25 protein-coding genes and 1 riboswitch are annotated in these 24,828 nt (G+C 71.0%); of the genes, 18 read left to right on the top strand and 7 right to left on the bottom strand.

Annotated features, from left to right (window positions below; all coding sequences use genetic code 11):
- Positions 1–69 precede the first annotated feature (69 nt).
- Positions 70–1,050, top strand: coding sequence for a phosphotransferase (locus tag U9J66_RS06025; protein ID WP_326337264.1), 981 nt, complete (start codon positions 70–72; stop codon positions 1,048–1,050).
- Here the strand turns inward: U9J66_RS06025 and U9J66_RS06020 are convergent.
- Positions 1,002–2,528 (bottom strand): bifunctional phosphatase PAP2/diacylglycerol kinase family protein, encoded by a 1,527-nt coding sequence (locus tag U9J66_RS06020; RefSeq protein WP_326337263.1) that lies wholly within the window; start codon positions 2,526–2,528, stop codon positions 1,002–1,004. The two genes, U9J66_RS06025 and U9J66_RS06020, sit on opposite strands and share 49 nt — an antisense overlap.
- Before the next feature lie 237 nt (positions 2,529–2,765).
- On the opposite strand from U9J66_RS06020, the gene U9J66_RS06015 reads away from it, so the two are divergent.
- Positions 2,766–3,077, top strand: a complete 312-nt coding sequence (locus U9J66_RS06015; RefSeq protein ID WP_081536573.1) for a hypothetical protein — start codon at positions 2,766–2,768, stop codon at positions 3,075–3,077.
- A 69-nt stretch (positions 3,078–3,146) separates the two neighbouring features.
- Here U9J66_RS06015 and U9J66_RS06010 read toward each other — a convergent pair whose 3' ends face one another.
- From U9J66_RS06010 to U9J66_RS05990, 5 genes are all read right to left on the bottom strand, one after another.
- Entirely contained in the window at positions 3,147–3,932 is a 786-nt protein-coding gene (locus tag U9J66_RS06010) for an SDR family oxidoreductase (RefSeq protein WP_161111592.1), read from the bottom strand.
- 183 nt (positions 3,933–4,115) lie between these two features.
- Positions 4,116–5,345, bottom strand: coding sequence for an NAD(P)/FAD-dependent oxidoreductase (locus tag U9J66_RS06005; RefSeq protein ID WP_326337262.1), 1,230 nt, complete (start codon positions 5,343–5,345; stop codon positions 4,116–4,118).
- Positions 5,342–5,539, bottom strand: coding sequence for a ferredoxin (locus U9J66_RS06000; RefSeq protein ID WP_017533987.1), 198 nt, complete (start codon positions 5,537–5,539; stop codon positions 5,342–5,344). Before U9J66_RS06000 ends, U9J66_RS06005 begins: the two co-directional genes overlap by 4 nt.
- Entirely contained in the window at positions 5,536–6,456 is a 921-nt protein-coding gene (locus U9J66_RS05995) for a pyridoxamine 5'-phosphate oxidase family protein (protein ID WP_326337261.1), read from the bottom strand. Before U9J66_RS05995 ends, U9J66_RS06000 begins: the two co-directional genes overlap by 4 nt.
- A gap of 67 nt (positions 6,457–6,523) precedes the next feature.
- The gene (locus U9J66_RS05990; protein WP_014910047.1) at positions 6,524–6,976 is read right to left on the bottom strand and encodes a VOC family protein; all 453 of its coding nucleotides are present in this window, start codon (positions 6,974–6,976) and stop codon (positions 6,524–6,526) included.
- Positions 6,977–7,147: 171 nt separating this feature from the next.
- On the opposite strand from U9J66_RS05990, the gene U9J66_RS05985 reads away from it, so the two are divergent.
- Positions 7,148–7,687, top strand: a complete 540-nt coding sequence (locus U9J66_RS05985) for a CGNR zinc finger domain-containing protein (protein ID WP_326337260.1) — start codon at positions 7,148–7,150, stop codon at positions 7,685–7,687.
- A 43-nt stretch (positions 7,688–7,730) separates the two neighbouring features.
- Here the strand turns inward: U9J66_RS05985 and U9J66_RS05980 are convergent, their stop codons facing one another.
- On the bottom strand, positions 7,731–8,780 hold the full coding sequence (locus tag U9J66_RS05980) for an NAD(P)-dependent alcohol dehydrogenase (RefSeq protein WP_017533983.1): 1,050 nt from the start codon (positions 8,778–8,780) through the stop codon (positions 7,731–7,733).
- A 230-nt stretch (positions 8,781–9,010) separates the two neighbouring features.
- On the opposite strand from U9J66_RS05980, the gene U9J66_RS05975 reads away from it, so the two are divergent.
- From U9J66_RS05975 to U9J66_RS05905, 15 genes are all read left to right on the top strand, one after another.
- Complete coding sequence (locus U9J66_RS05975; RefSeq protein ID WP_026124898.1) at positions 9,011–9,394, top strand: VOC family protein; 384 nt, start codon at positions 9,011–9,013, stop codon at positions 9,392–9,394.
- A gap of 180 nt (positions 9,395–9,574) precedes the next feature.
- Entirely contained in the window at positions 9,575–11,221 is a 1,647-nt protein-coding gene (locus U9J66_RS05970) for an MFS transporter (protein WP_326337259.1), read from the top strand.
- Positions 11,218–11,607: a VOC family protein gene (locus U9J66_RS05965; protein WP_326337258.1), complete on the top strand. Its 390-nt coding sequence runs from the start codon at positions 11,218–11,220 to the stop codon at positions 11,605–11,607. The genes U9J66_RS05970 and U9J66_RS05965 overlap by 4 nt, the downstream gene beginning before the upstream one ends.
- A 159-nt stretch (positions 11,608–11,766) precedes the next feature.
- Positions 11,767–12,768 (top strand): sigma-70 family RNA polymerase sigma factor, encoded by a 1,002-nt coding sequence (locus U9J66_RS05960; RefSeq protein WP_326337257.1) that lies wholly within the window; start codon positions 11,767–11,769, stop codon positions 12,766–12,768.
- A gap of 175 nt (positions 12,769–12,943) precedes the next feature.
- Complete coding sequence (locus U9J66_RS05955) at positions 12,944–14,119, top strand: UDP-N-acetylglucosamine--N-acetylmuramyl-(pentapeptide) pyrophosphoryl-undecaprenol N-acetylglucosamine transferase (protein ID WP_161111597.1); 1,176 nt, start codon at positions 12,944–12,946, stop codon at positions 14,117–14,119.
- Between the two features lie 498 nt (positions 14,120–14,617).
- Positions 14,618–15,367 (top strand): type I-E CRISPR-associated protein Cas6/Cse3/CasE, encoded by a 750-nt coding sequence (cas6e, locus tag U9J66_RS05950; RefSeq protein ID WP_326337256.1) that lies wholly within the window; start codon positions 14,618–14,620, stop codon positions 15,365–15,367.
- Between the two features lie 124 nt (positions 15,368–15,491).
- Positions 15,492–16,319: an endo alpha-1,4 polygalactosaminidase gene (locus U9J66_RS05945; protein ID WP_326337254.1), complete on the top strand. Its 828-nt coding sequence runs from the start codon at positions 15,492–15,494 to the stop codon at positions 16,317–16,319.
- 100 nt (positions 16,320–16,419) lie between these two features.
- Positions 16,420–16,532: riboswitch (SAM riboswitch) on the top strand.
- Positions 16,533–16,611: 79 nt separating this feature from the next.
- Entirely contained in the window at positions 16,612–18,264 is a 1,653-nt protein-coding gene (locus U9J66_RS05940) for a TIGR04028 family ABC transporter substrate-binding protein (protein ID WP_161111599.1), read from the top strand.
- 31 nt (positions 18,265–18,295) lie between these two features.
- On the top strand, positions 18,296–19,237 hold the full coding sequence (locus U9J66_RS05935) for an ABC transporter permease (RefSeq protein ID WP_017533967.1): 942 nt from the start codon (positions 18,296–18,298) through the stop codon (positions 19,235–19,237).
- Positions 19,234–20,109, top strand: coding sequence for an ABC transporter permease (locus U9J66_RS05930; protein WP_017533966.1), 876 nt, complete (start codon positions 19,234–19,236; stop codon positions 20,107–20,109). The genes U9J66_RS05935 and U9J66_RS05930 overlap by 4 nt, the downstream gene beginning before the upstream one ends.
- Positions 20,106–21,779, top strand: coding sequence for a dipeptide ABC transporter ATP-binding protein (locus tag U9J66_RS05925; protein ID WP_161111601.1), 1,674 nt, complete (start codon positions 20,106–20,108; stop codon positions 21,777–21,779). The genes U9J66_RS05930 and U9J66_RS05925 overlap by 4 nt, the downstream gene beginning before the upstream one ends.
- A 33-nt stretch (positions 21,780–21,812) precedes the next feature.
- On the top strand, positions 21,813–22,829 hold the full coding sequence (locus tag U9J66_RS05920; RefSeq protein ID WP_326337253.1) for a putative FMN-dependent luciferase-like monooxygenase: 1,017 nt from the start codon (positions 21,813–21,815) through the stop codon (positions 22,827–22,829).
- A 34-nt stretch (positions 22,830–22,863) separates the two neighbouring features.
- Positions 22,864–23,469, top strand: a complete 606-nt coding sequence (locus U9J66_RS05915) for a CMD domain protein (protein WP_326337252.1) — start codon at positions 22,864–22,866, stop codon at positions 23,467–23,469.
- On the top strand, positions 23,466–24,155 hold the full coding sequence (locus U9J66_RS05910) for an alkylhydroperoxidase domain protein (protein ID WP_326337251.1): 690 nt from the start codon (positions 23,466–23,468) through the stop codon (positions 24,153–24,155). Before U9J66_RS05915 ends, U9J66_RS05910 begins: the two co-directional genes overlap by 4 nt.
- A complete protein-coding gene (locus tag U9J66_RS05905; RefSeq protein WP_326337250.1) occupies positions 24,152–24,799 on the top strand; it encodes a VOC family protein in 648 nt (215 codons plus the stop codon). The genes U9J66_RS05910 and U9J66_RS05905 overlap by 4 nt, the downstream gene beginning before the upstream one ends.
- The last annotated feature ends 29 nt before the right edge of the window (positions 24,800–24,828 follow it).

Genomic DNA, 24,828 nt, shown 5'->3' with positions numbered 1-24,828 from the left:
TGAGGGAACGGGGCGGACACCGCCGGGAAACCCGGGACCTCGGATCGGGGCGCTGTTAACGTCGCGACCATGCGCGACCTTCCCATGGGCTTCGACGAGCGGTGGATCCCGGACGCACTGACGGCCTGGGACATCGACACCGCGACCCTGACCCACGCACCGGTGGGGTTCGGCGACCACCACTGGCGGATCACCGACACCTCGGGGTGGGGATGGTTTGCGACCGTGGCCGACCTGGAGCACAAGACCTTCCTCGGCGCGGACCCCGAGACCGTGCTCACACGCTTGGAAGGGGCCATGGACACCGCCGCGCGCCTGCGCGAGGACCAAGGGCTCGACTTCGTGGTCGCCCCGCTGCGCTCGGCCGACGGTTCCACGGTCCGGCCGATCGGTGGGCGTTACGCGCTCAGTGTCCTCCCCTGGGTGGAGGGGGAGTCCGGCGGGTTCGGAGACACCCTGCCCGCCGAACGTCGCGACCGGGTGCTGCTCGCCTTGGCCGAACTGCACCGGAGCGCCCGGCCACGAGGGATCCGGGAGCTTCCGGTGGGGCTGGAGGGCACCGACCTCCTGTTCTCCGCGGTGGCCGACCCGGGCGGGCTCGGCGATCAGGGCCCCTTCTCCACCCGGGTGGGCGGACTCCTCGCCGAGCACGGGGACGTCCTCATGGAACGTCTGACCGGCTTCGAGCGCGGGGCCGCGGGGGTCGACCGCTCCCGCTCCGTGGTCACCCACGGGGAGCCGCATCCGGGCAATCTGCTCTGGTGCGACGGGCGGCCGCGCCTGGTCGACTGGGACACCGTGGGCGTGGCGGTGCCCGAACGCGACCTGTGGCCGTTCGCCGACGACCCCGAGGCCTTGGCCCGCTACACGGAAGGCTCGGGGCTCGTACCCGACCGGGACCTGCTCGATCTGTACCGTCTGCGCTGGGATCTGAGGGACGTGGTGGAGTTCGTGGACCTGTTCGCGGGGCCGCACGGGCACGGCCCCGACACCGAACGGGCCTACCGGGGTCTGGTCGAGGTCCTCGCCCGCCTGGAGGACGAGGACTGAGGGGAGGGCGGGCGAGGGCCGTCGGGCACGAACACCCGGAGCGCCGCCGGTCGTTTGCGGAACGACATGACCCGCGACCCCTCCAGGATCTCCCCGTCCACGGCGATCAACCGGGGGGAGGAGGGGATCTCCAAGGTCAGGGTCCGATTCGTCCGCTCGACGTAGTCGCCCCCCACCGTCAAAGGGCCGGCCAGGATCTCCGACAGGGCACGGATCCTCGGGAAGGGACGGCGGGCGCACAGGAGGCGCACGTCCAGGGCCCCGTCGTCCAACCGTTCCCGGTGGACCGGGACCCGGGCCCGCGTCCGATACCGACAGTTGCCCACGAACGCCCACCACACCCGGGCCGGCCGTCCGTCGATCAGGACCGGGGTGGGCCTTACCTCCCACAGGTCCCACGTCAGGGCCAGGACGAAGGCGGGCCACTTGCCGACACGCTTCGCCCACCGGTCACGCCGTTCCACCATCCTGGGGTAGGAGCCGAACGACGACGTGTTGAGGAAGATGTTCCCGTCCACCTCGCCCACGTCCACTCGGGCCAGGCGGCCCCCGGCGTAGGCGTCCAACGCGGTGTCCGGTGAAGGTGTGCCCAGGGTCTGGGCGAAGTTGTTCAACGTGCCGGTGGGGATCACCAGCAGAGGGCGGTCGTGGGCCAGAGCCGCGGTCGCCCCGGCGTTGATGGTCCCGTCCCCGCCGGCCACCGCGAGGACCGCGCAGTCGCTCGCGGCCCGGTCCAGTACCTCCGGAAGGTCCTCGTCGGGGTCGACGTGCACGATGCGCGCCCGGGGCAGCCTGTCGGAGATCTCGGTTTCGGCGTCCGGGGAGAGGACGGAGAGGGTCCCGTCGGCCGCGTGCGGGTTGAGGACGACCGTCACGCCCTCTCCTTCCGGGTCCACGTCGACGGTCTCCGTCGACGAGGTCTCCGCGCCGGGCTCCTCCTCGTCCCGGGGTGGGAGGACCATACGGGCGAGCAGGGCGGAGACGGCGCCCACGGCCATGCCCGCGAGGACGTCGCCCGGATAGTGGACCCCGCTGTGGACCCGGGAGAAGCCCACGGCCCCGGCCAGAGCCAGGACGGGGACGGTCAGCGACGGGGGCGAGTCGGTGGAGATCCCGAGCGCGAACCCCGTCGCGGCGGCGGTGTGCCCGGAGGGGAAGGAGGAGCTGGAATAGGAGCGGTAGGGGACGCGCGCCGCGGGGACCGCGGAGGAGTCCGGGCGGCGCCTGCGGACCAGGTACTTGATCACGGAGGAACCGGCGTTGGCCGCCGCCGCGGCGAGGATCGCCCGCGCGGCGGCGCGCCTCAGTCGAGGACCTCCGGTGGCGGCGAGGGTCGCCGAGACCATGACCCAGGGGGCCATGTGGTCGGTGGCCTGGACGAACTTCGGGGCGTAGCCGTCCAACGCGGGGGTGCCCAGACGGGTCACCCGGACGTAGGCGCGTCGGTCGAGGTGTTGGAGCCGTCGTCGGAGTCTCATGGGTACAGCCTGCTCGTCATCGGCGCCGCCGTCCACGTCCGACGTCGTGATCCTGGACGCCGGATGTTCGGCCGTACCGAAACGCCCTTTCGATGATGGACCGTTACGAGGTGCCACGTCCCTACCTGTGGCGGGACCCCCGGCCCGACGCGGTGACCGGAACCGGCCCTGGATAAGGCGTTTGGACCGGGGCCCGGCCGAGTAAGGTTCGGTCGTTCCCCCCTAGGAAAGGCCCAGATGTCCACCAACGAGAGCCCCGAACAGACCCACGTCGTGGTCCTGCACTCCGCTCGTCCTCTTGAGGTCGATCCCTCCGACACCTACCCCGAGCATCGGATCACCGTGCTCACCGACGGGCCTCCGGTCGAGGTCGCCAAGGATCTGGAACGACCGGACACCGTCTCGATGCCACGCTCGGAATGGCACGACCAACTCGTCCGCTGGGCGCGCGGCGGTCCCATCGAGGTGGTGACCTTCGACGAGGACTGCGCCCTGATCTGCACCGAACTGCGCGCGACCCTCGGCCTGGACGAGGGAGCCCCGACCTGACGCGAGGGGCCGGCCGAACGCGGGGACGGCCGGCCGGGGAGGGGCGCCGCCCCTCCCCGGAGCCCGGTGTCAGACGGAGGGGATCTGGCCGCCGTCGACCCTGACCACCGAGCCGGTCACGTACGCGGCCTGCCGGCTCGCCAGGAAGGCCGCCACCGCGCCGTACTCCTCGGGCTCGCCGTAACGGCCCGCGGGGATCGACGCGCGCCCCTGTCGACGCACCTCGCTCAGGGGCGTTTCCTCGCGTTCGGCGCGGGCACGGTCCAGGGACTCCACCCTCGGGGTGGCGATCCGGCCGGGAACGATGACGTTCGCGGTGACCCCGTCCGCCGCCACCTCTCCGGCGATGGTCTTGGACCAGGAGTGCAGCGAGGCGCGCAGGGTGTTGGACACGCCCAGGTTCGGGATGGGCGCGATCGGACCCGACGAGGTGCTCGTGATGATCCGCCCCCAGCCGCGTTCGCGCATCCCGCCGATCACGGCGTCGGTCAGTTCGATCACCGGCAGCACCATGGAGGCGTACATGTCCTCCCACAGCTTCGGTTCCTGCCCGAGAGCGGTGGTGGGGGGCGGCCCCCCGGTGTTGTTGACCAGGATCTCCACCGGGCCCAGCTCGGCGGCCACCATGGTGGCGATCTCGTGGGCGCGCCCGTGGTCGGCCAGGTCCCAGACGAGACCGACGGCGTGTGCGCCGTGTTCACGGCAGGCCTCCACCGTCTCCTGGAGGCGCTCCTCGTCCCGGCCGGTCACCGCGACCCGTACCCCCTCGGCGGCCAGAGCGACCGCGATCGCCCGGCCCAGCCCCGAACTGGCGGCGGTCACCAACGCGACCTTGCCGGCGATTCCCAGATCCATCTCGCTCCTCGCTTCCACTGCGGTCTTCCGAGCATCCTGGCAGGCCCGGGCCGCGGTCGTGCGTTCCGCCCCCGGCTTGTCCCGTTCCCGTCGCGGTGCCGGTTCCGGTCGATCTCATCGTTCTCCGAGTGGTCCCCTTCCGAAGCGAGGTCGATGACCAGGGAGGAGGCCGTCCGAGAGAGGTCACGTCGTGGCTTCCTCGCGATACCACGCGTCGACGATCCGTCTTCGGTGGGCGGCCAGGCGGGAGGCCCGGTTCACGGTCAGGGCCCCCACGATCCGCCCTCCCCGGTGGTAGGTCGCCTCCAGGCGGGAACGGGCCGGGTCGTGTTCGTGGACCTCGGTCCGTTCCGCGAGCATGGGCAGACCCACCGAGCGGATCCGCAGGCCGAACTGGTCGGACCAGAACGAGGGGACGATCTCGTGCGCCGGATCCTCCTGTCCGAGCAGCGCCGCGGCGACCGTGTCGGCGTGATCGACCGCCGCGCTCCAGTGCCCGAGGCTCAGGTGGGCGGGGGACCCGTCGTAGGGCAGGGGGTGGGGCGGAGCCGCCACGTCACCGAGCACCACGATGTCCGAGGTCGGGCGGCCGTCGGCCTCGAGGGCGCGGCCGCGGTGGTCGCAGGCGATCCCGCCGGAGGCCCCGTCGTTCAGGCGCATGCCCGATCCGCGGAGCCAGTCGGTGTTCGGGCGCGCTCCGAGGGCGATCAGCGCGGTTCGGATCGAGACACGCGTTCCATCGGAGAGCAGAGCCTCCTTCAAGACACTTCGCCCCGGGAGGGCCGTCACCGTCGTGTCGAGTCTCAGATCGACCCCGGCCGCCCTCTGGACACCGGCGAGTACCGACCCCACCACGGGACCGACGGCCCGTTCCATGGGCTGGGACGAGGCGTCCACGAGGGTCACGGAGAGCCCCAGGGCACGAGCGGCGGAGGCGACCTCGGAACCGAGGAATCCCGCGCCGACCACCAGGAGCGGTCCACCATCGGTCAACGCCCGACGCAGAGCCGCCGCGTCCTCCCGCTCACGTAGCGTGTGGACACCCGAACGGGGGAGACCACCGGGCCCGGGCCAGGGCCGGGCGGACGCGCCGGTGGCGATCACCAGACCGTCGTAGTCCAAGGCGGTCCCGTCGTCGAGGACCAGGTGGCGTCGGCCCCGTTCCAGGGAGACCGCTCGTCGTCCCAGTAGCCATCGGGCGTCCAGATCCGCGGGCACCGGCAGGTCCGTGTCGAGGACGGTCCGTCGACCGATCAACACCTCCTTGGACAGGCCGGGGCGGTCGTAGGGACCATGGGCTTCATCCCCCACGATGGTGATCTCTCCGGCGAACCCGCGTTCTCGTAGGGCGGTCGCGGAGCGCAGTCCGGCCAGGCCGGCCCCCACCACGACCACCGATTCACCGTGGCTCATCCGTGATCGCCGTCGAGTGTGATGGCACGGACCGGGCAGGAGAGGACGGCCTGTTCGACCTCCGCGCGACGATCGGCCCCGGGGGAGGGTTCGTACGTCAGTTCCTCGTCGTCGTCGAAGGAGAAGACATCGGGCGCGGCGAAGACGCACCGGCCGTGGCTCGCGCACAGCGCCATGTCGACGTGGACCTTCATCGGGGGACTCCCCTCGGTACGGCCGGGAGGACCGGCGGGTTGAATTTCGAGTAGTGGGGGACGCCCTCGGCGATCAGGCCTCCGGAGGACGTCGAGAGCACGCGATCGATGGAGAACTCCACCGTGCGGTCGCCGGGTTCATCGCCCCAGAGGACGTGGGCGGTCCCGGTGAGCCGGAGCAGGCCGCCGCTCTCCCAGTCCGGGATCAGGAGGCCCGCCCGCGGATCCAGCCACAGGTTGCCCAGGGTGGTGAACATGGCGTTGCCGACGTAGTCGGGCCAACGGAGCAGGGTCGGGGAGTGCGCGCGCAGGAACCCCGGGGATCCGCCTCGATGGTTGGCGTCGGCGTCACCGGAACCGTCGGTGGTGGCGATGAAGAAGGTGTCGGAGCGGCGGACGAGGTCCATTTGCGTGTCGGTGAGCCGGTCGTCCTCGACGGTGGTGTCGGCCTCGGCCCGGGAGGGGGCGGGGGATCGTCGCTGGATGTACTTGGGGCAGTTGGCGAAGACCTGAGTGGTCTCGAGTCGTAGCCCGTCGGTGCCCTCGTCCTTGAGAGGTGCGGTCGTGCCGTTGATCCGCATGCGTCGTCGGGTCCCCGGCTCGATCGCCAGGGCGCCGATCCGTGCGCGTCGGGCTCTGAGTACGTCCGCCAAGGGGTCGTCGGGGCGGGGGAGGGCGGCGATGTCGAGTGTCCGCCCGTCACGGGGACGCAGGAAGCCGGGCGGTCCGGTGAGCAGAGAGCACCACACGTCGCCCCGATCATCGGCCGCCCCTAGGACGAGCCACCGTTGGGCGGCGAGGAAATCCGCCGCTATGGCGGGGATCTCCTCGTGGAAGGCCCCTTCGGAGAAGGCGGCCTGGTCGGAGAGGGCGGCTCTGCGCTGGACGGCGATCTCTCCCGGATGGTAGCCGGCCATGGGGTTCTCCTTCCCGAGGCCGGGCGCGGCGCCTCGAGGTGCCGCGCCCGTTCCGAGCGGTTGTGTTCTAGAAGAAGCCGCAGGTGGGGGCCGCGGCGACGGGGGCCTCGGCCTCGTCGGCCCCGGTGGGGGCGTAGATCTCCAGACGGATGCCGTCGGGGTCGTGGAAGAAGATCCCGCCGGAGGCCGCGCCCTCACCGTGGGGGACCACGCCGTCGTAGGCGAAGTCCACCGCGATCTCCCGCAGGTCGGCCTCGGCCCGTCGGACCTCCTCGACCGTCTCCACCTGGAAGGACAGGTGGTGGAGTCCGGCGGTGTCCTTGCGGAAGGCTTCTCCGCTCTGCTTCCAGAGGGTCAGGATCAGTTGTCCGTCGCTGCCGAGGAAGGCGTACTCGCGGCCTTCTTCCTTGCCCTCTCCCAGGACGTCGAATCCGAAGACGCGCGTGTAGAAGTCGCGCGAACGTTCGATGTCGGTGACGTTCAGGCCCACGTGTCCGGTCCGCGGGGCGATTCGTGTCATGGCACACCTCTCCTCAGAGCAGGGGGAAACCCTGTGCTTAACCCTTCAAAGGGACTTTAGGGGTTAGTCATGGACGAGGCAACCCTTGAAATGACTTTGAGTGGTTAGTCGTTGGAGGGTTGGTAGGATCCAGGCCGGTCGACCGGGGGAAACGGGATCGAGGGGAAGACGATGGCGCAGACACCGCTCCGACGGCGTCCGCTCGTGGGAGAGCCGATCGCCATGGACCTGCTCAATACCCGGTGGGTGGAGGGAGACCAGGTCTATGACCTGCTCGACTCCCTCGAAGGGCTGGCGGACTGGTTCGAGGAGAGCGGACTGGCCGCTCGTTTCGTCGCCGACGAGGCGACCCTCGACCACCTGCTGCGCACCAGGAACGTCATCGCCCGTCTGGTGGAGGAACCGCTGGAGGCCGAGGCCGCCGCCGAACTCAACGAGGTCCTCTCCCATGGCGGCGTGCGCCGTCTCCTGGTCGACGGGGTCGCCGCCGAGACGGTCGAGTTCGACCGTCTCTCCTGGGGGCCCTCCTGGACGGCCGCCGCCGACTACCTCGACCTGCGGGGACGCCCCGACCGTATCCGAGGCTGCGCGAACCCGGCCTGCGTCCTGTACTTCTTCGACACGTCCAAGAACGGCACCCGCCGATGGTGCTCCATGTCGGCCTGCGGCAACCGCGCCAAGGCCGCCCGGCATCACGCCAGACGTCGCTAGGGGCGGGCCCCGTTCCCGCCCCGCCCACCGGGAGACCGTTCGATCAGTGCGCGTCGGGGGTCACGACGGCACGGCCGCTGATCTCGCCCGCCTCCAGCCTCCGATAGGCCTCCAGAGCGTCGCCCATGGAGAATCGCTCGATCTCCGGGCGGATCTGCCCGGCCTTGTACATGTCCACCACCTCCCAGAGGTCCTTGACCGACCCCCAATAGGTGTTGGTCATGTACGACTCGTACGGGTTGGTGAAGAACGAGAACTCGTGCGTGCCGCCCGCGATGCCCACAACGTTGAACCGCCCGCCGGGGGCCATGCAGGCCGCCGCGGCGGCGATGGTGGGGGTCGCCCCCACGAAGTCGAAGGCGGCGTCCACCCCGCGACCGCCGGTGAGCGCCCGGATCTCCTCGACCTGCCGCTCTCCGGCGGGCACCGTGACGGCCCCGTCGGCCTCGGCCCGGCGCAAGGCGTCCTCCTTGACGTCGGTGGCGATCACCGTCGCCCCGCTCAGCGCGCGAAGGATCTGCACCCCGATGCGGCCGAGCCCGCCCAGACCGATCACCAGCGCGTACCGTCCCCCGCTGTTCAGATGCGGGAGCGTCTGCCGGATCGTGTGATACGGGGTGAGTCCCGCGTCCGCCAAGGGCGCCGCCGCCACCGGATCGGCGTCGTCCAAGGGGATGAGGTGGTGCGCGGGCACGGTCATGTACTCGGCCATGCCGCCGTCCCGCCCCAACCCGACCGCCAGGTAGGGCATGGTCGCGGCGTTCTCACAGTAGGTGTCCGAGCCCTCCGCGCAGCGACGACAGTGCCCACAACCGATCGGCCCGTAGACCAGATAGGCGGCGCCGACCCTGATCCGATCGCTCACCCCGGGGCCCAGGGCCTCCACCCACCCGGCGTTCTCGTGGCCCAGGACGAACGGCGGTCTCTGAGCGCCCGGCTGCCCCTCCCGGAACACCCGGTAGACGCTGATGTCGGAGTGGCACGCTCCGGCCCCCGCCACCCTGAGCAGGACCTCTCCGGGGCCGGGGGTCGGCGTGGGGACCTCGGTGAGCGAGGGGAACTCCCCATAGTTCTCGAACACCACTGCGCGCATGTCGCGCTCTCCCTCCGCATGAGGAGCGACGCCCCGTTCCGGACACCGCCACGAGACGTCGCGTATCGCGCGACGTCCCGACCCTGCCCAGTCGACCACGGCCGTCCGGAGGAGTCACCCAAAGAGCGTGCAGAGATTCGTCCGCATCGTTTGACCCGGTCGAGAGCGATGAGTTCCGATGGTGGGAGAGGTCGTCACGGGTGAGAGATCACGACGACGTTGGAGGAAGCATGTTCGACAGCACACGGGCCTTCGGGTCCTTCGCCGTCCCCGACACCGAGGTCGCCCTCGACTTCTACCGGAACACGCTGGGGCTGGACGTCGTACCGGTTCCGGGCATGGAGGGGTACGGCCTGATCCGGATCGAACTCGGAGCCGACCGATCGATCCTCGTCTACCCCAAGCCCGACCACGAGCCCGCGGTGTTCACCGTCCTCAACCTGGTGGTCGACGACATCGACGCCGCCGTCGACGAGCTCGGACGTCGCGGGGTCGCCATGCTGCGCTACGAGGGCTTCGACCAGGACGAGAAGGGCATCGCCCGAGGGGAGGGGCCGATGGTGGCCTGGTTCACCGACCCGGCCGGAAACGTGATCGGTCTGATCCAGGAGTGACCCGCACAGAGTGAGGAGGGGCCGCCCCGACACCGTTCGGGGCGGCCCCTCGACCGGAACGGCGCCTTCGACCGGCGCCTCCGGCCCCTCGCCGACCACCCTCCCCCTCCCGCGATGAGTTCTCGGCGCGATCCGTGTCCGTACACACGAACGAATCGCTGAGGGAAGAAGAGGGAACCGATGAACACGCCCACACCGCCCATGGGCCCGCCCGCCCGGGCGGGTCGACGGGAATGGCTCGGCCTCGCCGCGCTCGCCCTGCCCACACTGCTGCTCTCCCTGGACATGAGCGTGCTCTACCTGGCGCTCCCGCACCTGGCCGCCGACCTGCGGCCCACCGGGGCCCAGACCCTGTGGATCATGGACGTGTACGGCTTCATGATCGCCGGCTTCCTCGTCACCATGGGCACCCTCGGCGACCGGATCGGACGTCGCCGGCTCCTGATGATCGGTGCCACCGCCTTCGGTCTGGCCTCGATCGCCGCGGCCTTCTCGACCAGCGCCGAGGCGCTCATCGCCACCCGTGTCCTCATGGGCATCGCCGGCGCCACCCTGATGCCCTCCACCCTGGCGCTGATCGGCAACATGTTCGTCGACCCCGCCCAGCGCGCGATGGCCATCTCGATCTGGACCGGCTGTTTCATGGGAGGCACCGCCATCGGCCCCGTCGTGGGCGGCCTGCTCCTCCAATGGTTCTGGTGGGGTTCGGTCTTCCTCCTCGGCGTTCCGGTGATGGTCCTGCTGTTGGTGTGCGCGCCCCTGCTCCTGCCCGAGTACCGGGACCCGTCGGCCGGGAGGCTCGACCTGTTCAGCGCCGTCCTGTCCCTGGCCGCGATCCTGCCGGTGGTCTTCGCGCTCAAGACGGCCGCCGAGGGAGGGACTCCGACCACGGCCCTGGCCGCCGGCCTCCTCGGTCTGGCGATGGGCGTGTGGTTCGTACGCAGACAGCTCCGCCTGGCCGACCCCCTCGTGGACCTGAGCCTGTTCCGGGAGCGCTCCTTCGGAGCGGCCCTGTTCACCATGCTGGTGGGCGCCGTGGCGATGGGCGGAACGTTCCTGCTGATCAGCCAGTATCTCCAGATGGTCGCGGGCCATTCACCCCTGGTCGCGGGGCTCTGGCTGGTGATCCCGGCGGTGGCGATGATCGGCGCCACCCTGCTCGCCGCGCCCCTGGCACAGAGGATCGGACGAGCCAAGGTCATCGGCGGGGGCATGCTCGTCGGCTCGCTGGGGTTCACGGTGCTGCTCTTCGTCCCCGCCGACGGGGGCGGAGCCATGGTGATCCTGGGGCTGCTGCTCACCTCGACCGGTGTCGGCCCAGGCGCGGCGCTCATCGCCGACATCGTCGTGGGAGCCGCGCCCCGGCACAAGGCCGGATCCGCCGCGTCCCTGTCCGAGACCAGTGGTGAGTTCGGCATCGCGATCGGCGTGGCCCTGTTGGGCAGCCTCGCCTCGGCCGTCTATCGGAATCGTTTGGAGGTCCCCGACGGTGTCGACGGCGAGGAGGCGCGGACCCTGGCCGAGGCGGTCGCCACCGCGGAGGGGCTGCCGCCGGGGCGGGCCGAACGGCTGCTCGCCGCCGCCTCGGAGGCCTTCACCGACGGACTCAACGTCACGGCCGGGCTCGGGGTCGTCGCCATGGTGGCCTGCGGTGTCCTGGCCCTGATCCTGCTCCGGGGTTCCGACCGCCCTCGAGAGGACGACGCGGAGAGCGACGACGGGGCCGGAACGGAATCGGATCCGGAACCGAGCGATGAGTTTCCTGCCCCGACCGGGTCGATACGGGTGAGGAACGACGACACCGACCCCACAGGGAGACTCCGATGAAGCGCCCCGTACTCGACAGCATGCTGCTCGCCAGCACCGACCCCGACCGTCTGCGCGACTGGTACACGGCCGCGTTGGACCCGGCGGAGAGCAGTTCCATGGACGCCTACCGGGTGCTGCGGTTCGGCACCTTCCACCTGCTGATCGACCACCGTGACGACGTCGGCCCCAAGGCCGCCGACGCCACCCGGATGATCCTCAACTTCGACGTCGGCGACGCGCGCGCCGTCGCCGCCCGCATGGACGAACTCGACACCGAGTGGGTGGCGCCGTTGGAGGACCGAGAGGGCAGCCTGTTCGCCACGGCCAAGGACCCGGACGGAAACTACGTCCAGATCATCCAGCTCAGCGAGGAGCACCTGGCGGAGATGGAGAACCTCTCCTGAACGGACCGGTGACATGACCGGTCCGAGGGCGGGGCGTTCGTCCGGAGGCGATCGCCCCGCCCCCGCGTTCCCGGCGGTGGCCTCGAAGGACCATCGCCGGTGGAATGCTCGGCAAAGGAACGTCCTCGTCCATCGGTTCTGTCGTAGGGGAGGCGTAGCGTGACGATCGTGGTGGAACACACGGCAGAGACCATCGACATCGACCGGGACTTCTCCCGGCTCATCGCCCCCTACCGGCGGGAGCTCTACGCGCACTGCTACCGGATGCTCGGTTCGGCGCACGACGCGGAGGACCTGCTCCAGGAGACCTACCTGCGCGCGTGGAAGGGCTACGACCGCTTCGAGGGCCGTTCCAGCCTGCGCACCTGGCTGCACCGGATCGCCACGACCGCCTGCCTCACCGCCCTGGACAGACGCGGCCGTCGGCCGCTGCCGACCGGGCTCGGCGCGCCCACCTCCGAGCCGGAGGGCCGTCTCGTCGAGAGCCCCGAGGTGCCCTGGCTCGAACCGATGCCCGATCGCCTCGGCCCGGATCTCGGCGACCCCGGAAACGTCGTGGCCGACCGGGAGAGCGTAAGGCTGGCCCTGGTCGCCGCGCTCCAGTACCTGCCGGTCAAACAGCGCGCGGTACTGATCCTGCGCGAGGTGCTCCGGTTCAGCGCCGCCGAGGTAGCGGACGTCCTGGACACCACCGTCCCCGCCGTCAACAGCCTCCTCCAGCGGGCGAGGGCGCGGATCGCCGAGATCCTGCCCGAGGAGGACGAGATCCCCGAACCCTCGGCCGACCAGCGCAGACTCCTGGAACGTTACGTGGCCGCCTTCGAGAGCTACGACATTCCGGCGCTCACCGAACTGTTCACCGAGGAGGCCGCCTTCGAGATGCCGCCGTACGCCACCTGGGTGCGCGGTCGGGAGGCGATCGGGCGTCTGATCCGGGCCCAGTGCCCGGCCCGTGGGGCGGGGGACCTGGTACTGCTGTCGACCTCCGCCAATGGTCAGCCCGCCTTCGGCATGTACCTGCGCGGTCGTGACGGCGTCCATCGGGCCTTCGGCGTCCACGTGCTGACCCTCGTCCGAGGCGGTGTCGGACACTGCTCGGTCTTCTTCGACACCGACCTGTTCCCGCTCTTCGACCTGCCGGAGGAGCTGCCCGGGCGCTGAGGACCCACCCCTCTTTCCACGGAGACGTCCGGCCGAGATCACCGTCGCGTTCGCCCCATTCACCCCCTTGAGGGGACACAACAGGCTCCGAACCCGGCTACCGTGCTGTGGGGCCGTGAACGACACGTCGCGGCCCTTCAACCGAAGTCCTCTCGTCCGCCCAGATGGGAACCGCGTGAACAGCACCAACGACCGCCCGCCCCGTGACCTGCGTCTGATCGTCACCGGAGGGGGAACGGGTGGCCACACCTACCCCGCGCTGACCGCCGTCAACGCGCTGCGTGAGCGCCTGGAGACGACCGGAAACTCCCTGGAGGTGCTGTGGGTGGGCGCCGCGGGGAGTCTGGAGAAGCGCGTCGCCACCGCCAACGGGATCGCCTTCGAAGCGGTCGCCACGGGTAAGATCCGCCGATCGAAGAACCCGCTCAAGCTCGCCTCCCCCGCCAACGTCAAGGACATGACCAACGTGCCCCGCGGCGTCGCCCAGGCCCGCAGGCTCGTCTCCGACTTCGCCCCCGACGTCGTCCTGGCCACCGGTGGCTACGTGGCGGTCCCCGTCGGCCTGGCGGCCCGCATGTGCCGCCGCCCGCTGGTCGTCCACGAGCAGACCGTGCGCCTGGGCCTGGCCAACAAGGTCCTCGCCCGCGCGGGGGCCCGGATCGCCGTGTCCGCCGAGTCCTCCGTGGAACTGCTGCCCGAGGCCTCCCAGGCCGACGCCGTGGTCACCGGTAACCCGGTCCGGCCCGAGGTCCTGACCGGACGCCCGGAGGAGGCCGCCAAGGGGCTCGGCTTCGGCGGCCACGACCCGGCCCTGCCCACCGTCTACGTGACCGGTGGTGCCCAGGGGTCGGCGCAGATCAACAACAACGTGCGCGACATCCTGCCCTGGCTGCTGGAGCGCGCCAACGTCGTCCACCAGTGCGGCGCCGCCAACGTCGCGGCCCTGGGGGAGAGCGCACGGAACCTGCCGCCCGCCCTGGCCGGCCGCTACCACCTCACCGACTTCGTCGGCCCCGAACTCCCCGACGTGCTGGCTCTCGCCGACGTGGTGATCTCCCGGAGCGGCGCCGGCACCATCGCCGAGCTCACCGCGCTGGGCAAGGCGGCCGTGTTCATCCCGCTGGCCTCCTCCGCCGGCAACGAGCAGGCGCACAACGCCCGTCACCTCCAGGAGTCGGGCGCGGCCGTCGCGCTGTTGGGCGAGGTCACCCCGCAGACCCTTCAGGCCGCGGTCGAGCCGCTGCTGGCCGACCCGGCCGGACGCGAGGCCATCGCGGACCGGGCCCGGTCCCACGGTCGCCCCGACGCCGCCGAGCGTCTGGTGGACGTGTTGCTGGACGTCGCCGGCTGATCCTCCCGGGGCCGTCTCGATCGAGACGGCCCCGGTTCGACCTCCCCGGTGTGAGGGGTGCGATACGTCCGGTGGAGGGAGCGGTACCTCGTACCACAGGCCTGTCGCTTTTGTCGTGAAAACTGAGACGGTGTCCTGGCCACATCAGGCCTCCGGAAAACCCGGTTTCCTACCCAGGGCGGGCCGGGAATTCGCTTGGATGAGTCCCATGACCCCCCGATCCCCTTCCCGGCCCCGGAGGGGCCGTCTGTCCGATGTCGCCCGTGCCGCGTGGCCCGGGTTCGGCCTCGATTCCGACGGTCGGTCCCCGCTCCGCGTGCACGTATTCGACCTCGACCTCGGCGTCGATGGAGTCGGTCCCCCGAGCGGTTCCGGTTCGAAGTGTCGAAGGCGCGGCCCCCGCGCGGTCCGCTTCGGCACGGTCTCGGCGTCGGCCCCCGGTGGGCGTCGCCGGTCGACTCTCGACCACGCACCCCTTCCGGCCCTGGGAGTCACCCGATGTACCTGACCCGATTCCGCCTCAACACCCATCGCGCCGGCGCGCGCAAGCTGCTCTCCTCTCCGCAGACCATGCACGCGGCCGTCCTGGGCGGGTTCCCCGAAATGCTGCCGACCACGTCCGGCTCCTTCGGAGCGGAGGACGGTCGGGGCGAGGGCCGAGTGTTGTGGCGGGTCGATCGCAACGCCAAGGCCGAGGTCCTCCTCTACATCGTGAGCCCGAGCCGTCCCGAGCTGACCCACATGGTGGAGCAGGCCGGTTGGCCCAGGTCGGAGCCGGAGACCTGGTGGCGGACCCATGACTACACCGGGTTCCTGTCCGGCTTGGAGAAGGGGCAGGTCTGGGGTTTCCGGCTCACGGCCAACCCCGTGCACAGCATTCGTCGTAAGGACGGGGAGAACACCAGGCGCACCGCGCACGTGACCGTTCGTCATCAGGCCGGATGGCTCCTCCAGCAGCAGGAGCGATGGGGGTTCGAGGTGCTGCGCAAGGAGGAGGTCGACCCGGCCCGCCCGGAGATCGACGGCTATGAGCTGCTCGTGCACGAGCGCAACCGTTCGGGGTTCGACAAACCCGATCCCCGCCCGGGCAGGAAGGGCGCGCGGATGCGGGTCCCCGTGGTCACCGCGACCTTCGACGGCAGACTGACCGTCACCGACCCCGAGGCCCTGCGGCGCGGACTGGGAGCGGGGATCGGGCGGGCCAAGGCCTACGGCTGCGGGCTGATGACCCTGGCGCCGGTCGACTGAGCGCGCGGAAGGCCCGTTCGGGGGGCGCGTGCGGGGCTTTGGCACAATGACGGGGTCCGGGGTGTCCGGAGGTCGTCGCGCTCCTTGATCGTGCCTCCTCCGCGGTGAAGGGGTGGGTCGAGGCATGGTTCGGGGTCGCGGGCGCGTCGCGGTGGTGTTCGGGGCGGTCGTCCTGGCGCTCTCGGGTGTGGGGTGCGCCCCCGACCGGGCGGTAGAGCTTCCTCCCGAAGGCGGCTTCGACTACCAATTGGGCGGCGCCTATCCGCCGCCCGAAGGGGTCACCACGGTGGTGCGCGACAGCACCGCCGAGCCCGCCCCCGGCCTGTACTCGGTCTGTTATGTCAACGGTTTCCAGACCCAGCCGGACGAGCTCGACCGCTGGCTCGAGGAGGATCCCGACCTGGTGCTCCGGGACGAGGGTGGCGAGCCGGTGGTGGACCCGGGGTGGCCGGACGAACGGATCCTGGACACCTCCACCGGCGAGCGCCGGGAGCGGATCGCCGAGATCCTCACCGAGACCATCGATCGGTGCGCGGACGCCGGGTTCGACGCCGTCGAGTTCGACAACCTCGACTCGTATCTGCGTTCGGGCGAGGCTCTGACGGTCGACGACAACCTGGCTCTGGCCTCGGTCCTGGTCGGTGTCGCCCATGGGCGTGGTCTGGCCGCGGCGCAGAAGAACACGGCGGAGGAGGCCGGTCGCGGCCATGACGAGGTGGGGTTCGACCTCGCCGTCACCGAGTCCTGCGCCGCGTGGCACGAGTGCGGCGCCTACATCGGGGTCTACGGTTCGGGGAACGTGCTCGCGGTGGAGTACCCCGAGGAACTGGCGGAGGCCGCTCTCGACTTCGACGTGGTGTGCGCTGATCCCGAACGTCCGGATCGTGTGCTGTTGAGGGACGCGGCGCTGGTCCCCTCCTCCGACCCGGAGCATCTCTTCGAGGCCTGCTGAGAGCCGTGTGAACACGTTCTCCCGAGGCTCGGCCCTCGGGTGGCGGGGGTCACTCGTCCCTTAAATCGAGTTTTCCTACCTGTATGATATGTTTTTGTCCGGTCAAGAGCTCCCGCCGTCTGGCTCGGCAGGCGGGACAGCAACCCTCGTACGGCGGTGGGGTGCTCCCGAGCAAGACCAGGCGCCCGCGACCGTCGGGCGCAAGTGCTATCCGACGCGGCGGGGACGTCCCCGCGAGAACCCGTGACTCCAACGGGCCCGCATCCCGGCCGTCGGTTTCGAGAGGAAGAACGTGTCCCACGCTCCCATCCCGTCACGTGCCCTGCTTCTGCCGACCGCGGCCGTACTCGCCCTTCTCACGGCCTGCGGATCCCCGGCCTCCTCCGGGGCCGGAGCCGACGGTGAACCCGTCCAGGGCGGCTCCCTCGTCTACCTGGAGTACCAACCCCACGACAGCCTCTATCCGCCCGAGGCGGGCTTCTACCCCAACGGCGGACTGGTCAACAACATCGCCGACCGACTCGTCCACCAGGACCCCGAGACCCTGGAGTTCGAGCCCTGGATCGCCACCGATTGGGAGGTCGACGAGGACGCCACCGAGTACACCTTCACCCTGCGCGACGACGTCACCTTCTCGGACGGCTCTCCGCTGGACGCGGAGGTCGTCGCCGCCAACTTCGACCTCTACGGGCTGGGCGATCAGGATCGCGCCCTCATCGTCTCCGAGGCGATCAACAACTACGAGAGCAGCGAGGTCCTGGACGAGAACACCGTCCGCTTCCACTTCGACGCCCCCTCGCCCGGGTTCCTCCAGGCCACCTCCACCATCAACTCCGGCCTGCTCTCCGCCGAGACCCTCGAACTGGCCCAGGAGGGCTTCAGCCCCGGCAACGCGACCGAGGTGATCGGCTCCGGCCCGTTCGTCGTCTCCGACGAGGAACTGGGCACCGGTCTCACCCTCACCGCCCGCGAGGACTATGCCTGGGCACCGGAGAGCTGGGAGAACCAGGGACGTCCCTACCTGGACGAGGTCCGGATCAACGTCACCCCCGAGGACAGTGTCCGAGTGGGGGCGCTGACCTCAGGACAGGCGCACGTCGCCCGTTACGTCCAGGCCCAGGACGAGGAGCGGGTCGAGGCGGCCGGTATCGAGATCCTCGCGCCGCAGACCAACGGGGTGAACAACAGTCTCAGCCTGCGGTTCGGCAACGAGATCCTCTCCGACCTGAAGGTGCGCCGGGCGCTGGTGGCCGGGATCGACCGCCAAGAGGTCGTGGACACGATCTACACGGACCACTACCCGCCGGCGACCTCCACGCTCAGTAGCACCGCCCAGGGCTACGCGGACCAGTCCGAGTACCTGGAGTACGACCCCGAACGCGCCGAGGAGCTCTTGGAGGAGGCCGGCTGGACCGTCGGATCCGACGGGATCCGGGAGAAGGACGGGGAACGGCTCTCCCTGGTGGTCAACGAGGCCGCCCCGCAGCCGCGCTCCTTCGAGACCCTGACGTTGGTCGGCCGGCAGCTGGCCGGGATCGGGGTCGATCTCCAGATCCTGGCGGCCGACGCGGGCACCTACACCGAGGCGATCAACGACCCCGACCAGGTGCAGCTCTACCACTCGATGGTGGGCCGGGCCGACCACGACGTCATCAAGAGCCAGTACCACTCCCGGAACCGCAACACCCTGCTCAACCGTGACCCCAAGGGCGACTCCGTCGAGGACGAGAGGCTGGAGGAGCTGCTGGAGGCGGTGGCCTCCACCGCCGACCCCGAGGAGCGCGACGAGGCGAGCGCGGAGGCGCAGCGCTACCTCTCGGAGCAGGCCTACGTCATCCCGCTGTTCGAGGAGCCGCAGGTCTACGGCGTGGCCCCGAGCGTGCACGGGATCGGTTTCGAATCCGTCGCCCGCCCCTCCTTCCAGGGCGTCTGGCTGAGCGAGTAACGGTCCCCGGACTCAGTGAGGAGGAGCTCGTATGCGTTACGTACTCCGACGGGTCGGACAGGCCGTGGTGGTGCTGTTCGCCGCGTTCACCGCGGCGTTCGTCCTCCTCCAGGCCATGCCCGGCGACGCCGTCATGATCAGGTTCGAGAACCCCGAACTGGGGCTGTCTCCGGAACAGATCGCCGCCCTGCGCGAGGCCTACGGTGTGGACGTCCCCGCCCACCGACAGTTCCTCCACACCCTCCTGGGCTTTCTGAGGGGGGACTTCGGCTACTCGGTCCAGAGCGGTACGCCGGTGAGCCGGATGATCGCCGAGGCCCTGCCGGGCACGCTCCTGCTGGCCTCGCTGGGGTTCGTCGTGGCGGTGATCCTCGCCGTGGGGATCGCCTTCCTGTCGACCTATCCGCGGCTCTCCTGGATCCGCGGCGCCCTGCGGGCCCTGCCGTCGCTGTTCGTCTCGGTCCCGGTGTTCTGGCTCGGCATCCTGTTGGTCCAGGTGTTCTCCTTCCGGCTCGGCCTGGTGTCGGTGATCGCGCCGGGGCCGGTGGAGGGGCTGATCCTGCCGGTCCTGACCCTGGCGGTCCCGATCTCGGCGCCCCTGGCCCAGATCCTCGTGCGGAGCATCGACGAGGTGTACACCCGGCCCTTCGTCACCGTGGTGCGGTCCCGAGGAGCGGGCCACCACCGGGTGTTGTGGCGCGATGTCGCCGGGAACGCCCTGCTGCCCGCGTTGACCATGGCGGGCGTGCTGTTCGGTGAGCTGATCGGCGGCGCCGTGGTCACCGAGACCGTGTTCGGCCGGGCCGGTCTCGGACGGCTCACCGAACAGGCGGTCGGCAACCAGGACGTGGCGGTCCTCCAGGCCGTCGTCCTGCTCACCGCCACCGTGTTCGTCCTGATCAACCTGTGCGTGGACCTGCTCTACCCCCTGCTCGATCCGCGCTTGAGAACGAAGGCGGGTGCGGCCGCGTGAACCCGAACACCTCGACCCGATCCGCGACGGTCACGGGATCGGTCCCCGCCCGCCCGAGCGCCCTCGAACGGCTGCGGCGGGTGGACGTGGGCACCGCCCTGGCCTGGCTGGTCGTCCTCGTGGCGGTGGCCTGGGCCTTGGCCCCGGGCCTGTTCACCTCCGCCGACCCGGTCGCCGGGGTCGCGGCCGACGCCCTGCGCCCTCCGGACGCCGAGTACCCGTTCGGTACCGACGCCACCGGCCGTGACGTGTTCGCCCGGGTGGTGTACGGCTCGGTCCACTCGCTCTCCGGGGCCCTGATCGCGGTCACCGTCGGGTTGGTGGCGGGCACGCTGATCGGCGCCGTCGCCGGGACCGTGGGCGGTCTGGTGGAGGACGTCCTGATGCGGGTGGTCGACGTCCTGTTGGCCGTTCCCTCGCTGCTGCTGTCGCTGAGCGTGGTGATCGTGTTGGGCTTCGGCACCGCCCAGATCGCCTTCGCGGTGGGCGTGGCGGGTGTCGCCGCCTTCGCCCGGCTGGCCCGTTCCGAGGTGGTGCGGGTGCGCGCCACCGACTACGTGGAGGCCGCCTACGCCGGCGGGGGCCGTTTCCTCACGGTGTTGTGGCGGCACGTGCTGCCCAACTCCCTGACCGCGGTGGCGGCCCTGGCGGCGCTCCAGTTCGGCACCGCGATCCTGGCCATCTCCACCCTCGGATTCCTGGGCTACGGCGCCCCGCCGCCCACCCCCGAGTGGGGGCTGATGATCGCCGAGGGGCGCGACTACGTGGCCACCTCCTGGTGGCTCACCACCCTTCCCGGCCTGGTCGTCGTCGCGGTCGTGTTGTCCGCGAACCGGATCAGCGCCTCGATCGCACGACGGGGGAGAGCATGACCCGCAACCGATCCGACGTCTCCGACCCGGACGGCACCACACCGGTGCTGGAGGTCGAGGACCTCACCGTCGCCTACACCTCTCGCCACGTGGAGACCCCGGTCCTGCACGGCGTCTCCCTGACCGTCCATCCCGGCGAGGTGGTCGCGGTGGTCGGCGAGTCCGGTTCCGGAAAGAGCACCACCGCGCAGGCCGTCATCGGTCTCCTGCCCGACAACGGACGGGTGACCGGTGGCCGGATCCGCCTCAACGGCACCGACATCACCTCGTGGAGCGACAGGCGGATGGAGTCGGTGCGGGGGAGAAGGGTGGGACTCGTCCCGCAGGACCCCGGTACCTCCCTCAACCCCGTCAAGCGGATCGGGGACGCGATCGCCGAGGTCATGCGGATCCACCGATGGGCCGACGAACGGCGGATCCGCGCCCGGGTGCTCGAACTCCTGGAACGCGTGGGCATCCCCGATCCGGAACGTCGGGCCCGCCAGTACCCGCACGAACTCTCCGGGGGCATGCGTCAACGCGTCCTCATCGCCGCGGCGATCGCCCTCCGCCCGGAGCTGATCATCGCCGACGAGGCCACCAGCGCCCTCGACGTCACCGTGCAGCGGACCGTCCTCGACCTGATCGACGAACTCAGAACGGAGGACGGCACGTCGGTCCTGTTCATCACCCACGACCTCGCGGTGGCCTCCGACCGGGCGGACCGGGTGGTGGTGCTCGAAGGCGGTCGCGTCCGGGAGGCCGGCGACACGGCGACGGTGCTGTCCACACCGGGCCACGCCTACACCCGGCGGCTGGTCGCCGACGCCCCCGCCCTGAACGGCGCGGGGCACCGCACCGCCGAACGGACCGCCGCCCTGCTCGCCGAACGGGCCGACCTGCCACCGGCGATCGCCGTCACGGACCTGGTGCAGGAGTTCGGAACCCGCCGGGACCGGTTCCGCGCCGTGGACGGGGTCTCCTTCACGGTGACGCCGGGCACCACCCACGCGATCGTGGGGGAGTCCGGCTCGGGCAAGACCACCACCGCCCGCGCCGTCATGGGCTTTCGCCGCCCCACCTCCGGCGAGGTGTCGGTCGGGGGAACGGAGATCGGCCCGCTCCGGGGCAGGGGCCTGCGCGACCTGCGCCGTCGGCTCCAGATGGTCTACCAGAACCCCTACGGCTCGCTCGATCCCCGGCGGACGGTCGGCTCCATCATCGCCGAACCGCTGGTCAACTATCGGATCGGTGACAGGGCCGAACGCGCGCGCACGGTCGCCGAGTTCCTGGAGCGGGTCGCGCTCCCGACGCACCTGAGCGACCGTCGACCCCGGGAACTCTCCGGCGGCCAGCGCCAACGCGTGGCCATCGCCCGAGCCCTGGTGCTGCGACCCGAGGTCGTGGTCCTGGACGAACCCGTCTCGGCGCTCGACGTCACCGTCCAGGCACAGATCCTCGACCTGCTCGAACGACTCCAGGAGGATCTGGGACTGACCTACCTGTTCATCTCGCACGACCTCGCGGTGGTGCGGCGCCTCTCGCACACCCTGTCGGTGATGCGCGGCGGTCGGGTGGTGGAGTCCGGCGTGACCGAGAAGGTCTTCGCCGACCCCCGCCACGAGTACACGCGCGGCCTCATCGAGGCCATCCCCGGCCGTCGGGAGCCCGCGCTCCCGGCCCGCCCCTGAACCATCCGCGACGACATCACAAGGAGCACGGCCATGCCCGAACAGCTCGGTTTCTTCACCCGGGTGCTGGACGACGCGCCCCCGGCGGAACGCTACCGTCTGGCCCTCGAACAGATCCGGCACGCCGAGGCCCTCGGCTACGACAGCGCCTGGGTCGCCCAGCACCACTTCGACGGGGACGAGGGCGGCCTGCCCTCGCCCCTGGTGTTCCTGGCCCGGGCCGCGGCCCGGACCGAACGGATCCGGTTGGGGACCGGCGTGGTCACCCTGCCACTGGAGGACCCGATCCGGGTGGCCGAGGACGCCTCCGTCCTGGACCTGCTCAGCGAGGGACGCCTGGAGGTGGGGGTCGGCTCCGGAGGGACCCCCTCCACCTTCCCCAGCTTCGGGGTGGAATTCGCCGAACGACGCGAGGTGTTCGCCCGCAAACGCGAGGCGCTCCTCGCGGCGCTGGCGGGGGAGGCCTTCGACGGCACCCCGAACCGGCTCCATCCGGCCCGGCCCGAGCTCCTGGAACGGCTCTGGTTCGCCACCTTCTCCAGCCCGCTCGCGGTGACGGCCGCCGAACGCGGCGACGGGTTGATGCTCTCGCGCACCCAGCCCCGCCCGGCCGAGGCGCCCGACACCACGCTGTGGGACATCCAGAACCCCATCATCGACGCCTACCTGGACCATCTGGCGCCGGGGGCGGCTCCCCGGATCAGCGTGGCCCGGACCCTGTTCGTCGCCGACGACCGACAGGAGGCGCTCCGTCTGGCCGAACACGGCTACCGCAACACCCGCTTCGCCCGCTCCACCCTCGGCGACGAGGTCGACCGGCTGCCGGTGGAAGAGCTCCTGGCCCGGCTGGACGCCCACGTCGGCACCCCGGAGGACGTTCTGGAGTCGCTCTCCCGGGACACCGCGCTCCGGCGCGCCACCCACCTGTCCTTCCAGGTCCACTCGGTGGATCCGCCGCACGAGTACGTGCTGCGCTCCATGGAGCTCATCGCCACCCGGGTCGCCCCCGAGCTCGGCTGGACCCGGAACGACATCGATCTCGGCGCCTGACCCGCCGACGAACCCATTCCTCGAAGGAGGCCACATGACGGACGATCTCGTCGACCGTCTGCTCGACATCACGCCCGGAAGTCCCCTGGACCGTGTGCGGGCCGCCCGGCCCGAGGCCCGGGCCAACGCCCGGCTCAGCCACCGGGCCCTGATCGAACCCGCCGACCCGGGTGGCGTCCCTCACGCGACACGCGCGCTCATCGCCGTCTTCGTGGCGACCCTGCACGAGGCCTCCCGGCTCGGTGACCACTATGAAGGCCCGGCCCGGGAACGGGCCGGAGACGACGCCGCGAACACGGTCATCGCCCTGGGGGAGCGGGCGCGGGCCCAGGGACCCGCCGGTCGCTACCGCGAGGACGGCCTGGCGGACGAGTCCACCGACGGACCGACCTTGACGGTGTCCGACCCCGAACGCGCCCTGCTCGGCGGGGCCGTGGCCGCCGCGTTGGAACACGCCCACCTGCTCGTGCTGCGTCCCCGTGATGCGGGACCGGACGACCTGCGCGCCCTGGCCGCCGCCGGATGGGCCACCACCGACATCGTCACCCTCTCCCAGCTCGTCTCCTTCCTGGCCTTCCAGGTCCGGCTGGTCCACGGGCTGGAGGCCCTCTCCACGCGAACGGAGGACGCCCGATCGTGAACGCCGTACCCGAGAACACCGCCGCGACCGCTCCCGACCTCGTCACCGAGCACCCCGACTCCCGTCGGCCCGAGCACTTCACCCGCTCGACCGTGGGCTGGCTGCCCTGGCTCGCGCCCCTGACCGAGGACGAACTGACCCCGCGCCACCGAGAGGCCCTGGTCGAGGAATCCAGGGCCCGGATGCCCTACTTCGCGCTGCTGGTCCGCGACCCGGACGCCCTGGAGGCGCGGACCCGCACCGACTTCGACATCTTCCACAACACCGAGGGCGGACTGCCCCGGGCCGAACGCGAGCTCGCCGCGGCCGCGGTGTCCCGGTTCAACGGCTGCGTGTTCTGCGCCTCCGTGCACGCGCGCCTGGCCGCCCGCTTCTCCTCCCGGGGCGAGGACGTCGACCGCCTGCTGGCCGAGGGCGTGGACACCGACACCGGCGACCGGCTCTGGAACGCCGTGGTCCGCGCGGCGGTCGCCCTGTCCCGGACCCCGGTGGAGTTCGGCCCCGAGCACGTGGACGAGCTGCGGGCCCACGGGCTGTCCGACATCGAGATCGGCGACGTGATCAACAGCGCGTCCTTCTTCAACTGGGCCAACCGGCTCATGCTCTCCTTGGGGGAGCCCGTACATCCGCACGACCGGCCCGGCCGTACGGCCTCGGGCCGTGCGAACCCGGAGGGAGACCGATGAGCATCCCCGCCACCCTCGACCACCTGGTCTACGCCGTCCCGGACCTGGAGGCCGCCCTACCGGCCTTCGCGGACCTCTCGGGGGTCGCTCCGGTCCGGGGCGGAAGCCACCCGGTCGGTTCGGCCAACGCCCTGATCGCCCTCACCGTGGACGGACGGCGGGTGCCCCATTACCTGGAGATCGTCGGCCCCGACCCGGAGCGGGCCGACCCCGGTCCGGTGCCGGTGTTCGGCCTGGCCACGCTGGACCACCCCCACCTGGCCACGTTCGCGGTCCGGGTCGAAGGCGACCTGGAGGCCGCGGTGGAACGCGCCCGAGCGGTCGGGCACGATCCGGGAGACATCGAACCATGGTCCCGGACCACCCCCGAAGGGTCGGTCCTGCGCTGGCTGCTGGCCAAACGGGAGGCCGACCACTACCCGGCCCCGGTCCCCTTCCTCATCGACTGGGGCGACACCCCGCAGCCGGGGCTGGGGGACCTGCCCACCCTGGAGTTGGTGTCCCTGCGCGCCGAGCACCCCGACCCCGACTCCCTGTCCCCGGTCCTGTCCGCCCTCGGAGTGGACCTGGAGGTCGTCCGAGGGGACGCCCCTTCGCTGGAGGCGGTCCTGCGTGGCCCCGAAGGAGAGTTCGTCCTGCGCTGATCCGGGCCCGGTGGGGGTTCGAGGGACCC

This window comes from Nocardiopsis sp. LDBS1602, from assembly GCF_035818715.1.
GTDB classification, from domain to species: Bacteria; Actinomycetota; Actinomycetes; order Streptosporangiales; family Streptosporangiaceae; genus Nocardiopsis; species Nocardiopsis alba.
The sequence above is the reverse complement of the archived record's forward strand: the minus strand, read 5'-3'. Positions and strand labels throughout refer to the sequence as shown.

Bases quoted from the DNA above. Each gene is read 5' to 3' on its own strand.
- U9J66_RS06025 (WP_326337264.1), top strand. From the start codon at position 70: ATGCGCGACCTTCCCATGGGCTTCGACGAGCGGTGGATCCCGGACGCA.
- U9J66_RS06020 (WP_326337263.1), bottom strand. From the start codon at position 2,528: ATGAGACTCCGACGACGGCTCCAACACCTCGACCGACGCGCCTACGTC.
- U9J66_RS06015 (WP_081536573.1), top strand. From the start codon at position 2,766: ATGTCCACCAACGAGAGCCCCGAACAGACCCACGTCGTGGTCCTGCAC.
- U9J66_RS06010 (WP_161111592.1), bottom strand. From the start codon at position 3,932: ATGGATCTGGGAATCGCCGGCAAGGTCGCGTTGGTGACCGCCGCCAGT.
- U9J66_RS06005 (WP_326337262.1), bottom strand. From the start codon at position 5,345: ATGAGCCACGGTGAATCGGTGGTCGTGGTGGGGGCCGGCCTGGCCGGA.
- U9J66_RS06000 (WP_017533987.1), bottom strand. From the start codon at position 5,539: ATGAAGGTCCACGTCGACATGGCGCTGTGCGCGAGCCACGGCCGGTGC.
- U9J66_RS05995 (WP_326337261.1), bottom strand. From the start codon at position 6,456: ATGGCCGGCTACCATCCGGGAGAGATCGCCGTCCAGCGCAGAGCCGCC.
- U9J66_RS05990 (WP_014910047.1), bottom strand. From the start codon at position 6,976: ATGACACGAATCGCCCCGCGGACCGGACACGTGGGCCTGAACGTCACC.
- U9J66_RS05985 (WP_326337260.1), top strand. From the start codon at position 7,148: ATGGCGCAGACACCGCTCCGACGGCGTCCGCTCGTGGGAGAGCCGATC.
- U9J66_RS05980 (WP_017533983.1), bottom strand. From the start codon at position 8,780: ATGCGCGCAGTGGTGTTCGAGAACTATGGGGAGTTCCCCTCGCTCACC.
- U9J66_RS05975 (WP_026124898.1), top strand. From the start codon at position 9,011: ATGTTCGACAGCACACGGGCCTTCGGGTCCTTCGCCGTCCCCGACACC.
- U9J66_RS05970 (WP_326337259.1), top strand. From the start codon at position 9,575: ATGAACACGCCCACACCGCCCATGGGCCCGCCCGCCCGGGCGGGTCGA.
- U9J66_RS05965 (WP_326337258.1), top strand. From the start codon at position 11,218: ATGAAGCGCCCCGTACTCGACAGCATGCTGCTCGCCAGCACCGACCCC.
- cas6e (WP_326337256.1), top strand. From the start codon at position 14,618: ATGTACCTGACCCGATTCCGCCTCAACACCCATCGCGCCGGCGCGCGC.
- U9J66_RS05945 (WP_326337254.1), top strand. From the start codon at position 15,492: ATGGTTCGGGGTCGCGGGCGCGTCGCGGTGGTGTTCGGGGCGGTCGTC.
- U9J66_RS05935 (WP_017533967.1), top strand. From the start codon at position 18,296: ATGCGTTACGTACTCCGACGGGTCGGACAGGCCGTGGTGGTGCTGTTC.
- U9J66_RS05925 (WP_161111601.1), top strand. From the start codon at position 20,106: ATGACCCGCAACCGATCCGACGTCTCCGACCCGGACGGCACCACACCG.
- U9J66_RS05920 (WP_326337253.1), top strand. From the start codon at position 21,813: ATGCCCGAACAGCTCGGTTTCTTCACCCGGGTGCTGGACGACGCGCCC.
- U9J66_RS05915 (WP_326337252.1), top strand. From the start codon at position 22,864: ATGACGGACGATCTCGTCGACCGTCTGCTCGACATCACGCCCGGAAGT.
- U9J66_RS05905 (WP_326337250.1), top strand. From the start codon at position 24,152: ATGAGCATCCCCGCCACCCTCGACCACCTGGTCTACGCCGTCCCGGAC.